This window comes from Streptomyces sp. JH34 (assembly GCF_029428875.1).
GTDB lineage: Bacteria > Actinomycetota > Actinomycetes > Streptomycetales > Streptomycetaceae > Streptomyces.
Map to the genome: position 1 here is coordinate 1 of NZ_JAJSOO010000001.1, position 13,130 is coordinate 13,130.

Here is a 13,130-nt window from a genome sequence, read left to right on the forward strand (position 1 = left end):
AATCCGAGAATTCAACGCCGGTGAGTCCGTGGCTGCTGAGGCATGCGTCTGGTGCTCGCGGAGCTTTCTCGGGTCGCACATCATGACCGTGGTGTCGACGTGCGAGAGCTGACCCTGCCGGACCGTATGACCCTCACCGTGCGGGTGGAGGTGCCCACGGGCGGCGGGCACACCGTGGACCGGGAGGGCTGGGAGGCCGTCATGTGCCTGCTGGCGGTCGGCGTGGCTGACGCTGAGCGGGAGGGCCAGATCGTGTGGGTCTCCCCGGCCAGCAGCCACGTGACGCGCTCCTGGGACCTCTGGGAAGGCCGGATCACCCCGCTGCCGGTCGTAGCCCTGAGCGCGTAGCCATGGGCGGTGGTGCGGCCGCGAGGGCTGCACCACCTGCGCCCCGGCGCCGCCGTCCCTGCCGCAGCGCCCGCCCGGGGCGGGCGAGGATTCCGGAGGAATCAGGTCCCAAAACCCTTAGGGTTTCATCATCTTGACGACCCGTAGGGTCGTGCGCCGTTCCTCCGGAGGAGGACGCGCGCTAATTGTTTTTAGGCTGGCAGGGATGTACTGCAATTGAAATGAGCGGCACTCGAATTCCAATTAATTCCCCGCCAGCTGCGCCCCACTCACCCGAGCGGAGCGCTCTATTCTACGCATGGAAAGAGGGGCAATTGATGGAGCCGACCGGAAACATGGATGCTGGGCTGCGCCATGTCGTCGAGGGGCGTGCGGTCGTGAGCCGTGCGTGGATCGTCGCCTACACCGGGGCGGGCCGCTCAACCGTGGCCCGGTGGTACGCGCTGCGCCACGAGCAGCCGGAGGGCGCCGTCACCCGGAGCGGGTGGTCACCATCGACCGGGTCGACTACTACGACCAGGCGGAGGTGGAAGCGTTCTGGGCTGCGCACCAGAGGCCGTGGGGACGGCACGGTTGGGCGTCTCCGGGCGTAGGAGCGGGGCAGGGCAGGAGAGCGGGGGCGGGGGCCGTCCGGTGTCCTCAGAGCGCGCTCAGACCGTCGAGGTCGCCCTGGCGGAGCTCCGGCGGGCCGGTGGCCACCAGCGCGGCCTGGCGGCCCGGCTCGCCCGTACGCACGGCGCGGCGAACGGACATGGGGCGGGCCGTCACACGACGCCCGGACCGCGTACGACGAGGAGCACGAGCACCAGGCGCAGCGGTCGGCCCCGGGGTAGGAGCGGCTGCGCCCGTGGTGCCTCCCACGTCGGCCCGGGCGCCCCGCGTCGGCGAGGAGACAGGCCAGCGCAGCGCCGCCCCGACTTCCCCGCGACCACCCCCAGCACCACACCACCACCACACAGCAGGCAGCCGGGGGAAAAAGGGGAAGTCTGAGCACTCACCAGACGCGAACCGGGGCCTGACCTGCGGTTGTGCAACGGCCGCCGATTTTCCGGTGTCGCCATTGTTGTCGCTGTTGTCGTCGCTAATACCGTCGTCATTACCGTCGCCAATAGTGTCGCCGTTATACGACCGGTCCTCCGTGGCCCCATGGGGGCCGAGGGCGCCCAGCACGCCGGGAGCGCCCGAGGGTGAGCCCCGGGGGTCCCGGAACGCCGCCCAGGAGGCCGCCAGGCGCCCCGGGGCCGCCTCGTCCGTCGCGGTGGCCCACCGGCCGCCGCGACACCCTCAGAGGCCAGCGCAGCGCCGCCCCGTCTTCCCCGCGACCGCCCCCACCACCAGACACCACACCCCACCACCACAGCAGGGCAGGCCAGGAGAACAAGGGGAAGTCCGAGCACTCACCGAATGCGAACCGGGGTCTGACCTGCGGTTGTGCAAGGACCGGGCCGAAACATGCGCGCCGGATAGTGGTACGGATAGCAGAACGGATAGTGGACCGGATAGCGGTACGGATAGTGCGCCCCTGCCGCCGAACCACCCCGCCCAGTCCTGAACGCGTCGACCAGGGCGCCGTCCTGCCATCGGGCCGGCGCGGCCTCCCCGGGCCGTACAGGGCCCCGGACTGCCCCGCGCCGAGGTGTGGCAGGGTGCCAGGCGTCCGGGGCGGGTGGCTGGTGCCCGGTACCAGTGACGGAACACCCGCCCCGAACACCCCCGGGACCACATCCCCGCGGGCGCGGGGAGCAGACGCGGGCTCGCTCGGCTGCGCTCTTGGTGTTGGGACCATCCCCGCATGCGCGGGGAGCAGAGTCATCCGTAGCCGCCCTTCATGCCGTCGGCGGGACCATCCCCGCATGCGCGGGGAGCAGGACGCCCTGGCAGAACTGCCTGGGCCAGGACCGGGACCATCCCCGCATGCGCGGGGAGCAGGCCCGGAGCGGGAGGCTGGTTGTCTGCGACGGGGGACCATCCCCGCATGCGCGGGGAGCAGACTGCTTGACCTGCGACGCTACCGCGCCGCACAGCGGTTCTGACACACTTTCACCGAAACGGATATAGCACCCAAAGGCGCCCACGGAAGCCATGCCACCAGGGTGCCGCAGCGTGACACTCTGCACACCGCATTTCAGGTCCGACAAGAAAAATTTCCAACGGGTTGAGGTCTGCGGATTGCTGTGGTGAGTGAGTGCCGTCCCGCCTCTGACCTGCGGTGGTGAGTTTCCGACCAGGAAACTCACCACGCCCCGGGGCGAAAACTCACTGCCGCCGTGCGCACTCACCGCGAAAACTCACTGCCCCGTGCGGACTCACCGCGGAAAACTCACTGCCGCAGGTCAGCGGCCCGCCGGGGCGGTTGGCGTCGAGGTCCTGGACCTCGAGGACGTCGACGCCGGGACCCGTCGTCATCGTCGTCAGGTGGCGAGAGCGACGACGGCGACCAAGCCCACGACGACCGCAACGAGGAGGCCGCCGCCCCCGATCGCGACACCCAGCGGCTTCTCCATACGGGGGTGGCGGTGCGTGACGTAGGCCAGGCCGGCCAGGACGAGCCCGGACACCAGGACCAGGAGCAGCCCGACGAACAGGACGAGGACGAGGGTGAGCGTGGACACGGCGTTCTCCATTTCGGTGGGTGCGCTCCGGTAGAGCGCGGGCCACAGTCCGCAATCCCGGACGGCGAAGCGAGTCCTCGCGAAGATCCGTTCCGGGCCTTCGCAGAGAGGTCTCTGACGGGGCGTGGGGCGGATTCGCGAGCACTTGACGAACGGTTGGTGCGGGGTGGTGGCAGCACAATGACCGAGCCACGAGTTAGCGGCGCAACTCCGTGATCGCACAGCTCAGCCTTAGGCGCTGGGCGGAGTTCATTGGGCACCCGGCCGTGCGCCTGCACGCGCGTCTTGGCACCTGCGGATTCACCGATCTCGGCGGTGTTGAACATGAGCTGGAGGCCCGGAGATCAGGAGTCGGCCCTCCCGGCCTCGCTCTCCGGGCTTCCGGACGTCGGCGGTGGATGCCGTCTGCCGGCTCGTGGGCTTACCCCTTCGCCGCAGGGGTGGGAGGGCGGATGCCTGGCTACAGCAGTCCGGCTACGTCGGCGAGCCAGCGCCCGAGCAGATCGGTCTCCAAGTAGAAGGGGGCCACGGTCGCGGTGATCAACATCAGGGGCACCGCACCGAGCAGCATCCGGTCAGCTCCTGGCACAGAGGCCCACTTCGTCATCAGGTACTTGTCGCCGAGCGCGACAACAGTGAACCAGCACACGATCGCCCCGGCGAGGACGGCCAGGACGGCGACGGTGAGCCTGGCGATGCTCAGGCCCGGCTCGGCCTGAAACCCTGCACTGAGCCCTGTTCCCAGAGCCCCGGTCACCACTAGCGCCAGACAGATGAAGACCGTGTCGCAGCTCGCTTTGGGCCGCGACACGCTGGAGTGCAGGACGACCCGGGTACGTTTCCGGGCACGGTCAAAGGTGTGCAGCTCCGGCGAGTAGCGGTCGCCCGAGCTTCGGGACTTCCGCGCAGGAGCAACAGGGGGACGGTGCGGACCTGACGTACTCGCCTGGGCGGTCCGAGTACGGCGTTGAGCGAGTATGGCTTCCATGCCGGTGTCTTGCGTTGACACCCCGGAAACTGTGTGTGGCTGCTCCTCGACGAGGCGCTGGTTCTGCTTGCGCAGGACACCGACTTCCTGCTGCAGCAGCCGGGCCTGCTTGCGCTGCTCGGAGAGGTCGGCCTCGATCTGGTGGATGTAGTCCTGGGCGTGGCGCAGGCTCTCATCCTGTTCCCGGACCTGTTCCTGCAGGAGTGCTCGTGCGCCTTCGGTGGTCCGGGCGTGATCGAGTGCCTGGGCCAGTTTCGCGGCGAGGTCGCGGGCCTGGGTCTCGAGGTCGGCCAGGCGTGTGTCGGCGACCCGCTTCGCGTGCTGCTGCTCGTCCCGCAGGCGGTCCAGCTCCTCCCTGATCTGGACGAGCTGGACCGCGGGGGACCCGCTGGTGGCGTGTGCCTGACTGCACAGGGCGTCCAGCAGGTCGCCCGTCTCCTGGTCCCAGAGCAGGCCCCGCTCCTCGAGGAAGGCCCGCAGTTTACGAAGAAAGTCGTACGAGGCGACCCGGTCCCCGCTCAGGTAACGCGAGAGGGCGGCCTGCGAGATATACAGCGCTGCGGCTATGTCCTTCTGCGTGCCCCCGGTGGCAAGGAAGCCGTCCACCACGTCGCGCAACGCTGCCGCGTACGCGGCACCCGCCGCCGCTCCCTCTTCGGATCCACCCATCCCGGCCCCTCTACCCCCGTGAACACCGTCCGCAAGCAGCGCAGTTGACCGATTGTCGCGTATCCCTCGACGCGCCGGGGCCGACTCGTCGAGGACAGCCGCACACGACTGGACCCGGCCGGGCGTTACCGATTGCCGGGAACGGGCCGTTCCCACTCCCGCACCGCACACCGTCGCCCAAAGCTGTCATCAGCGGACGCACAGGGCGGACGCGAAACCCGAGTGAATGAGGTCGGACGATGGCCCTCTCCCCGAACCTGGTACCCGCATCCGTCACCGCAGTCAGCGGTCTCGCCACCGCGATGGCCGGCGCCCCCTGGTGGGGAGTCGTGATCTGCCTCGTCCTGACGCTGGCCGCGACATCCGTCCAGAACCTCTTCCCCCAGGACTCCCCCGACCGCCTCACCTGGTGGACCAACCACCGCGAGCACCGACACCTCCGCCGCACCCACGACCGCGACACCCGCCCAGGACCACCGGCATGACACGGGGCGGGGCGGCCGGTAGGTCCTGCGGCGCGGCGACCGGCGCAGCCCGGGTCGCCTACCGGTTCTTCCCGTTCCGTACGAGGGCGACGATCGCACCCGGCGCTACGGCGATCGCCGACACGAGCGTCGTCAGCAGCACGGGCGATGGCCAGTCATAGCCGATCCCTACTTCTGCGTTAGCCCCGTAGAGAGCGGCGACCAGAACGACGAGAACCGAGACACCCAGGACGCCCATCGCCCACGCCCTGGAGGCAGAAGGAGTACGCAACGGCACAAGCGCGACTAGTACCCACACCACCGCGAATACCACCAGAACTAATAGCAACATGCTCATTGCGGACTCCCCCAGGCCAGTTCCGAAGACAGGACAGACGACAGTGCCACGCTCTACGGGCCACGTCACCCCCGCAGAACCGCACCCTGACAGAACAACGACGGTGCCCGCCCCGCCCGTACAGCGGCTCCGGGGAGTGCTCGCGGTGTCGTGTGGCAGGGTGCCGTGGGTCTGGGGCGGGTGGCTGGTGCCCGGCCGGTTACGGAACACCCGCCCCGGACGACACCGGGGTGCTTGGCGGGGCCAGGGGAGCGCCCAGCCCGCCGGATGCGGTCCAGACGGCTCCAGCGGTGACCCTGCCCCTCGCGGCGGTCCTCCGGTCGACGGACTGTCCTTAGCTGCTGGTACAGCGCCGCCCTGCTTCCCCGGGTCCACGCCCGCCACCGTTGTCCGGCGGCAACGTGCCTGTGGGCTTCGCGTCGGCGGTCTGGTGCGCGGCTACAGCAGGCCGATGTTCTCGGCCAAATGGCGCCCCCAAGCATCCATACCGGGGATCCATGGAATGACCAGCCCTGCAGGCAGGGCGAACGGAACACCAACAATTGCGACCATGGTTGCCGTGTCAATCACGGTTGAATCGGCAGCAAACGAGATGAAGATCCCGGCGACCCAGCCCGGAAGGCCGTTGCTTCTTCCGGGGTGACGCCGCTCGCCAGCAGTATCCCGTCGAGCTCGCGCCCGTATGGCAGGAGGGTTCCGCCCAGCCACTCCTTTGCGGTGCGCTGTTCCTGCTCGGTGAGCTGTCCGGTGGGACTGATATGTCCTCTGTGGAGCGCGGCGAGAACCATGTCCCTGCCCTGCCAGGCCTGCCGGGAACGCAGTGCCCACAGGTGCGCCCCGAACTCATCCGGGGTACGGACCGTGGCCAGGCTCTCCACCAGAGACGGGCCCGGTACGGCTGCCCTTCCAGGGCGCCGCGCAGCTGGGTGGCTGTCCGTCGTGCCGGGCCGGTCACCCGGGCCCGGCACGGCCGCTGTAGCGGGTGCCCACACCTCGACGGGATCGTTGTCCAGGTGATCCGCGGGCAAGGTGTGGACAACTACTGCTGCCTGGGCGTTCTCGGAGTTGTCCACGACTTGTCCCGGGACAATCGTGGGGCCTTCGGGTACGCGGTCGACGGGACGGAGCCCGACGTGCTCGCGCGGGACATCGAGCTCCCGGTCCTGCTCGGCCAGCTGCTCGGCGGCCACCCGCAGGACCGCAGAGATCTGGTCCAGCGGGGGAACGTCGAGCACCGACTCCGTAGGCGCCGGGACCGTCTGCGTCTCTTCCCTGGCGTGGACCGGCTGCACTGGATCGGCGACACCCCATAGGGACCGCGCCCATTAAGCGCGTTGAGCCAGCAAGCCCCGCAAGTCCGGCTGCAAGGGGGCGGCGACACGGCCTGACCCACTGTGGCGCGCCGAGGGGCTAGCACCGCAAGCACCCGATCCGGCGGCCAGGTTTGAGGGCTTCCCTCGTGTGCACGCGTGTGCACGTGCACGTGCACGTGTGCACGCATTAACGCGCGCGACCACCCCCACCGAGCCGGTTCCGGTGGCCTGGACGCTCTCGGAGGACGTCTCCGGATCGGACCCCGGCCGCCGGGCTCCCGTGCCTCCCGTACGGGCCGCACACCCACCGCTCACCCGACGCCCGCCCACGGCCGCGCCCTCGCACCGGCGCAGCCGCGCAGTCGTCCAGGGGCGGACAGGCAGGCGCGGCTGCGGGGACGGGTGCGCGGGCGCAGCCCTGGGTGGTGGTGCCTTGCGTATGCGTGTGCGCAGCACGCCCGGCACGGGACACGCTCGGCACGCGTTGGGGGGCCGCCCAACAGGTCCTCGACACTGTCTCGCGACTCCCTGAAAGGGCGCGTGGCGGCAACCGAACGGCAAGCGGCAACGTCCGAAATCACAAAGGTCGCGCAGCTGATCAGATACCCGGCCATGATGCTCTTCAGGCAGCGGCAACGTCAGAACAACGTGGGCCGGATGTCCCGCTGCGCCGAGTCCGGGCACTACTTCCTTCCAAAGAGGAGCCGTCCATGAGTGAGCCGAGTCCTGCAGGACCACCGCCTCCTAACCCGCCGTCGCCTGGCCCGACACCTCCCAGAAGCCGCTTGGGCGAATGGGCAGCCGTCCTGTCTGCGCTGACAGGCGTGGCTGGGCTCTTACTCGGATTCTTCGGACTTCCGGTGGTGTTCAATTCGCCGACTGCGAGAACGCCGGTGGCACAGCCACCCGCCACAGTCACCGTGACGCACACGCCGACTGCCACCGAGTCCACCCCGGCTTCCACCGCCCCCTCCTCGTCGGCGGAGCCCGCGGCGGTCACCAGCAAAAACCTCCGCATGCCCGCCGACTACAGCCTTTTCCTTTCGGACAACCCGATCAAGCCTCGTCAGGATTTCAACTCCGATCTCTCCTACACCGTCGCGAATGGACTGACTTCGAAATCGGGGAAGCTCGTCCGACTGGACTCCGGACAGGACGGGACGCGGGCCGAATGCGAATCAGAAACCCGATACACCGACGCCGTCGGGGAACCGCAGCTGACCCAGGGAACCAGGGTCTGTGTTCTCAGTAACGATCACGTGGGGCTCGTGACAATCCGGACCGCTCCAGAGCAGCGGGACGGTGGCCACTTCGTGACCTTCGACATCATCGCCTGGCCGTAGATCCGTCAGAATCGAAAGAGCGGTTGTCTTGGACGGGGTCCAGAGACCCCAGGGGCGGGCGGCGCCGCGTTCCCAGGCCGGCTGCGCATGCGGCCGACGGACCCTTCAACAGCCGATGTGCTGCGCAGCCGGGCGAGCCCGACGTTGAGGTGGCCGGGCACCGGTACGCGGCACTGATCGGCGGGCCACTGGACGGGCAGCGCCTCGACGTCACCGGGTGGAGCGTGCAGCAGCTGGTGGACGGCGCGGCACTCATCACCGAGCAGGGTGCGTACGGGCCGGGCGGGCCCACTACGAGGGCCAGCCCGGCGACCCGGACCGACTGCACTGGGTCGGCGACAGCGCCTGACCCAGCTGTCGCGCGCCGAGGAGCAAGCCCCGCACGGTGGTTACTTACTCCTTCCCTCCTCCCTCGGCGGAGAGAGCCCGCCACCAGGCTCCAGGCCAGTCAATTGGCCGCTCCATGCCAGGAGGTGAGGAGTAAGGAACCACCGGGCGCGCGTCCCGGGTGCCCTTCGGAGGGTTGCTCGGCGGCCGACTGCGGGGGTCGGCACGAGGCCCTGCCGCACTGTGGCGCACCGAGGGGCCAGCCGTGCCACACCCGTGCCGGAACAGGCTGAGGAATCACGGGGAATCTGGTTCGTCGGCAGCCACGAAGGCCGGCGTGAGGGCTCGCCGTAACGTGACCGCGTGGATGAACCCAGGATCAAGGTGTACGGCTCAGCGACCGAGATCACCATTGCGGCGAACGCCGCAGGGTTGCGCGACCTGGCTGAGCGACTCATGGGGCTCACAGATCCCGAACTCAGCGACGGGTACCACGAGCACCTCGAGAGCGGCATCAATCTCGAAGACGGGATCGGTCAGCCTGATCCTGGCCCGGGACGAAGCGCTGTAGAGCCACGCCGACCCAGCACCGGTACCGCTTGACCCGCGCCGGCTACGGCAGGAAGGCAGAACCGGCCGGATTCGAACCGGCGTCCTCGCGATTTTGGAGACCGCGCGCGACGACCTCTGCGCTACAGCTCCGCCCCGTCCGCCATCCTAAAAGTGGTCACTTACAGTAGCCGCGCAAGCCCGGACGAGGGTCCGGGCCGTCCAGTCGTCCGCTGGGCGTCAGCGGATGTCTGGACGGGGCGGGCGGCGGGTGATTCCGGGCCGGCTGCGATGTGCCAACGACGCGTTTCGGCGCAGTGTGGGACATCGAGGGGTTAGGCCCGCAAGCCCGGCCGGAACCGTGCCGTGCCGTCGGTGCGGGCACCGCCACCCGTGTCCGTTTGACCGTCATACCCACCGCCACCCTGTCCGGTTTGCACCGTCATGCCCACCGCCACCCCACCGTCATCGGGTGGCGGTGCATGACGGTCAAAACGGGCGGGGTGGCGGTGCCATGTCGGTGCCGGGTGGCGGTCCTGACCTGGCCAAACAGCGAAAACGGCCCATCTGCGGTTTTCGCCCTCAGACAGGCCTCAGGGCCGAAAAAGCGCTCCAGTCGTCCCGAAGGGGCCCGGCGCGGCCGGACGACCCCGGCGAGGGCACCGGATCATCTGCCCGGACATCCGCCAGGGACCTGTCGGGAATCCGTCCAAAGGGCCCGTTCATCTGTCCCCCGAACAGACCCGGGACGGATTCCCGACAGGTCCCTGGACAGATCCCTGGCAGATGGCTGGACAGACCTCCGCAGTGCAGGCCCGCACGTTCTACGGCTCGCCACGAGGAAGTCGAAACCCCGCGCGCCTCACGCCGCTGTCTTCTCGCCAGGTTGAGCGATCGAGTCCTGGCGGGCCGGCGCAAGAGCCATCCTGAGCGTATGGAGGACTTCGAGTTCAACTGCTGGAGATGCTGGGAGACCAACCTCATCCAGGCCGGCCCAATGGATTCTGGACCACCACGCACTACGAAGTGCCCAGCGAGTGGAACTGCTGGTCATGCGGCGCCAGCAACACCACCCCCGACGACTGACACAGGCGACCTCCCGCTGCACCCGCGACCGACCTCCCCGCAGGCACTGCGCAGATTGCGCACCCGCAGGGTGCCCTTCAAGGCAGCGCGGAAGCATCGCGCGGGATTGCGCACCTTGCCGCGTACCGAATCCACGTCGCAGGAAGGACGCCTCACGCGCACAAGCGGCAGGAGCGCCACTGGTGTCCGGTCCGAGGATCGCGGCTTGCCGACGGACAGAGCGCCCAGCCAGCTCATGCCGTCCTCGCCTCGAGTTGCCCCTGACGGCGGGCAAGGCGCTTCAGCTCCACCCGGGCCGCGGGAACGCGGCCGGATGCAGTGGACCAGAACGGATGCCACTGAATCCGCACGGACAAGACCAGCAAGCGGCGGCGTAGCGCGGTGGTGCGGCGGGGGCGGGGTGTGGCGAGCTGGCGGTAGGTGGCGTGCCAGTGGCTTTAGTGCCGTCAGTTGTTCACGGGTTTGGGAGGCACCCAGATCCACGGTCGGGTGATGTTCACGAGTTTCGACAGCACCGGGGTACTTGCCAGGGCAGCATCGGGGTGCTCCTGGTGAAAGGTCCTGGTCATGCCGCAGATGTCGAAGGTCGAGTTGTACGCGGCGATCCGGCGTGATCACCGAGCTGGCATGAAGATGCGCGAGCTTGAGCGCAAGTACAACGTGTCGTGGCGGACGGTGAAGAAGGCCGTGGACTCGGTCTGGCCGGAGCCGCGCAAGAAGCTTCCGCCGCGGCCGACCGCGCTGGATCCGTACAAGCCGGTGATCGACGAGATGCTGCGGACGGACCTCGACGCGCCGCGCAAGCAACGGCACACGATCACCCGGATCTTCCACCGGCTGGTCGAGGAGCACAGCGCCGACGTGTCCTACCAGATGGTCCGGCGCTACGTCTCCGACCGGAAGCCGGAGATCCTCGCGGCCTCGGGGAAGGCCCCGGTGGAAGCGTTCGTGCCTCAGTCCCACCTGCCCGGTCACGAGGCTGAGGTCGACTTCGGTGACGTGACGGTGCGTCTGGCCGGCGAGCTGGTGACCTGCTATTTGTTCTCGCTTCGCCTGTCCTACTCGGGCAAGGCCGTGCACCGGGTTTTCGCTTCGTGCGGCCAGGAAGCGTTCTTCGAAGGGCATGTGCATGCGCTTCGGACGCTGGGCGGGGTTCCCCGGACCAAGATCCGCTACGACAACCTGAAGTCGGCCGTCGCCCAGGTGCTAGGGCTGAGCCGGGCGAGGGTGGAGACCGATCGGTGGATCGCTTTCCGCTCGCACTTCAACATCGAGAGCTTCTACTGCCGCCCCGGGCATCGAAGGCGCCCATGAGAAGGGCGGCGTCGAGGGGATGATCGGCTACTTCCGACGCAATCACTTCACTCCGGTCCCGGAAGTCGACTCCCTCGCCGAGCTAAACGAGATGGTTGATCAGTGGGACCTGCACGACGGGCACCGCCGGATCGGCTCGCGGCCGCGGACCGTGGACGAGTACTTCACCGTCGAACAGCCGCTGCTCATGCCGCTGCCGGAGGAGCCGTTCGAGACGGGCCGGCTGTTCACTCCGCGGGTCGACCGGTACAGCCAGATCGCCGTTCGCACCAACCGCTACTCGGTCCCGACCCGCCTCATCGGCAAGCGAGTGCGCGTCGTCCTGCACGCCTCTCACCTGGTGGTTTATGACAGGAATGTCGAGGTGGCCCGGCATGAAAGGCTGATCGCGAAGGGCAGCTGCCGCCTGGATCTGGACCACTACCTCGAAGCCCTCATCCGCAAGCCCGGTGCCTTTCCCGGTGCCACGGCTCTGGAACAGGCCCGGTCGGCGGGCAAGTTCACGCCGGTCCACGACGCCTGGTGGGCCCAGGCCCGCAAAGTTCACGGAGAACGGGACGGCACCCGGGCGTTGATCGAGGTCCTGCTGCTGAACCGGCACCTCGCCCACGAGCATGTGGTCGCGGGCCTGGCCACCGCGCTGCGGGCCGGCGCCCTGACCGCTGACGCCGTTGCCCTGGAGGCCCGCAAAGCCGCCCAGGCAGAGGACGAGCCAACAGTCGGAGCATCCGCTCCGGCGATTCCCGGGACGCCAGCGACTGTCACGTCGCTGCACGAGTGGCGCCTCGCGCACCTCCCGCCGGACACCAGACCGCTGCCGTCGGTGACCCCCTATGACCAACTGCTCCGACGCCGCCGCACCAGCGGCAGCGACCACCATGAGGGAGAAGCACAGTGACCACCCTGCCCCGCCAGCGAGGCTTGACCGAGCAGGCCGCCGACGCCGCGATCGACAGTGCTTGCCGCCTGCTGCGGTTGCCCTCAATTCGCAACGAGTTCAACGAGATCGCCGACCGGGCGATCAAAGATCAGATGACCTACCGCGGCTTCCTCGCCGAGCTGCTGATGACCGAGTGCGACGACCGGGCCAGGCGTCGTTCGGAACGACGGATCAAGGCCGCGGGCTTTCCACGGGAGAAGTCCTTGCGGGCCTTCGACTTCGACGCCAACCCGAACATCGACGCTGCGTGTGTCCACACCCTGGCCAGCTGCGAGTGGATCAAGAAGAGTCAGCCGCTCTGCCTGATCGGCGACTCCGGCACCGGCAAGTCCCACATGCTCATCGCCCTGGGCACCGAGGCCGCGATGAAGGGCTACCGGGTCCGCTACACGCTCGCCACGAAGCTGGTGAACGAGCTGGTCGAGGCCGCCGACGAGAAGCAGCTCAACAAGACCATCGCCCGCTACGGCCGCGTCGATCTCCTCTGCATCGACGAACTCGGCTACATGGAACTCGACCGACACGGCGCCGAACTCCTCTTCCAGGTTCTGACCGAACGCGAGGAAAAGAACAGTGTCGCCATCGCCTCCAACGAGTCCTTCGGCGGCTGGACCAAGACCTTCACCGACCCCCGCCTCTGCGCGGCCATCGTCGACCGTCTCACCTTCAACGGCACCATCATCGAAACCGGAACCGGCTCCTACCGCCTCGCCAGCACACGCGCGCGAGCCGAAGAGCCAGCCAAAGCCAGCTGACCCTGCATCTCCCACGCCGATGGACCGCCGCCTCGCCGGCGGCGGTTCCGCCTATGCTGACGGC

General features: G+C 68.6%; 9 protein-coding genes, 1 tRNA gene and 1 pseudogene. 7 read left to right on the forward strand and 4 right to left on the reverse strand.

What is annotated here, in order from left to right:
• Window positions 1-99 precede the first annotated feature (99 nt).
• The gene (locus LWJ43_RS00005) at window positions 100-348 is read left to right on the forward strand and encodes a hypothetical protein (protein ID WP_277330184.1); all 249 of its coding nucleotides are present in this window, start codon (window positions 100-102) and stop codon (window positions 346-348) included.
• Between the two features lie 2,411 nt (window positions 349-2,759).
• On the opposite strand, the gene LWJ43_RS00010 is transcribed toward LWJ43_RS00005, so the two are convergent.
• Both LWJ43_RS00010 and LWJ43_RS00015 read right to left on the reverse strand, forming a co-directional pair.
• Window positions 2,760-2,960: a hypothetical protein gene (locus LWJ43_RS00010; RefSeq protein ID WP_277330185.1), complete on the reverse strand. Its 201-nt coding sequence runs from the start codon at window positions 2,958-2,960 to the stop codon at window positions 2,760-2,762.
• Between the two features lie 460 nt (window positions 2,961-3,420).
• Window positions 3,421-4,617, reverse strand: a complete 1,197-nt coding sequence (locus LWJ43_RS00015) for a helix-turn-helix domain-containing protein (RefSeq protein ID WP_277330186.1) — start codon at window positions 4,615-4,617, stop codon at window positions 3,421-3,423.
• A gap of 239 nt (window positions 4,618-4,856) precedes the next feature.
• Between LWJ43_RS00015 and LWJ43_RS00020 the strand changes: the two genes are divergently transcribed.
• A complete protein-coding gene (locus LWJ43_RS00020) occupies window positions 4,857-5,102 on the forward strand; it encodes a hypothetical protein (protein WP_277330187.1) in 246 nt (81 codons plus the stop codon).
• A gap of 58 nt (window positions 5,103-5,160) precedes the next feature.
• Here the strand turns inward: LWJ43_RS00020 and LWJ43_RS00025 are convergent, their stop codons facing one another.
• Entirely contained in the window at window positions 5,161-5,439 is a 279-nt protein-coding gene (locus LWJ43_RS00025) for a hypothetical protein (RefSeq protein WP_277330188.1), read from the reverse strand.
• 1,013 nt (window positions 5,440-6,452) lie between these two features.
• Here LWJ43_RS00025 and LWJ43_RS00030 point away from each other — a divergent pair.
• The 3 genes from LWJ43_RS00030 to LWJ43_RS00040 all read left to right on the forward strand — a co-directional run bounded on the left by LWJ43_RS00030 (window position 6,453) and on the right by LWJ43_RS00040 (window position 9,025).
• Window positions 6,453-6,752 carry a hypothetical protein gene (locus tag LWJ43_RS00030; RefSeq protein ID WP_277330189.1) on the forward strand — a complete coding sequence of 100 codons (300 nt, stop codon included), beginning with the start codon at window positions 6,453-6,455 and terminating at the stop codon, window positions 6,750-6,752.
• Between the two features lie 920 nt (window positions 6,753-7,672).
• Window positions 7,673-8,095, forward strand: coding sequence for a hypothetical protein (locus LWJ43_RS00035; RefSeq protein ID WP_277330190.1), 423 nt, complete (start codon window positions 7,673-7,675; stop codon window positions 8,093-8,095).
• Window positions 8,096-8,785: 690 nt separating this feature from the next.
• On the forward strand, window positions 8,786-9,025 hold the full coding sequence (locus LWJ43_RS00040) for an Imm32 family immunity protein (protein ID WP_277330191.1): 240 nt from the start codon (window positions 8,786-8,788) through the stop codon (window positions 9,023-9,025).
• Window positions 9,026-9,049: 24 nt separating this feature from the next.
• On the opposite strand, the gene LWJ43_RS00045 is transcribed toward LWJ43_RS00040, so the two are convergent.
• A tRNA-Trp gene (locus tag LWJ43_RS00045) sits at window positions 9,050-9,124 on the reverse strand.
• Between the two features lie 1,509 nt (window positions 9,125-10,633).
• Here LWJ43_RS00045 and istA point away from each other — a divergent pair.
• Together istA and istB are read left to right on the forward strand one after the other, a co-directional pair.
• Window positions 10,634-12,269, forward strand: a pseudogene (gene istA, locus LWJ43_RS00055) (IS21 family transposase).
• Window positions 12,266-13,066, forward strand: coding sequence for an IS21-like element helper ATPase IstB (gene istB / locus LWJ43_RS00060; RefSeq protein WP_277330192.1), 801 nt, complete (start codon window positions 12,266-12,268; stop codon window positions 13,064-13,066). The pseudogene istA and the gene istB overlap by 4 nt, the downstream one beginning before the upstream one ends.
• The last annotated feature ends 64 nt before the right edge of the window (window positions 13,067-13,130 follow it).

What these genes read in the sequence shown, in the direction of transcription:
- LWJ43_RS00015 (WP_277330186.1), bottom strand. Translation starts at nt 4,617, where the DNA reads ATGGGTGGATCCGAAGAGGGAGCGGCGGCGGGTGCCGCGTACGCGGCA.
- LWJ43_RS00020 (WP_277330187.1), top strand. Translation starts at nt 4,857, where the DNA reads ATGGCCCTCTCCCCGAACCTGGTACCCGCATCCGTCACCGCAGTCAGC.
- LWJ43_RS00025 (WP_277330188.1), bottom strand. Translation starts at nt 5,439, where the DNA reads ATGAGCATGTTGCTATTAGTTCTGGTGGTATTCGCGGTGGTGTGGGTA.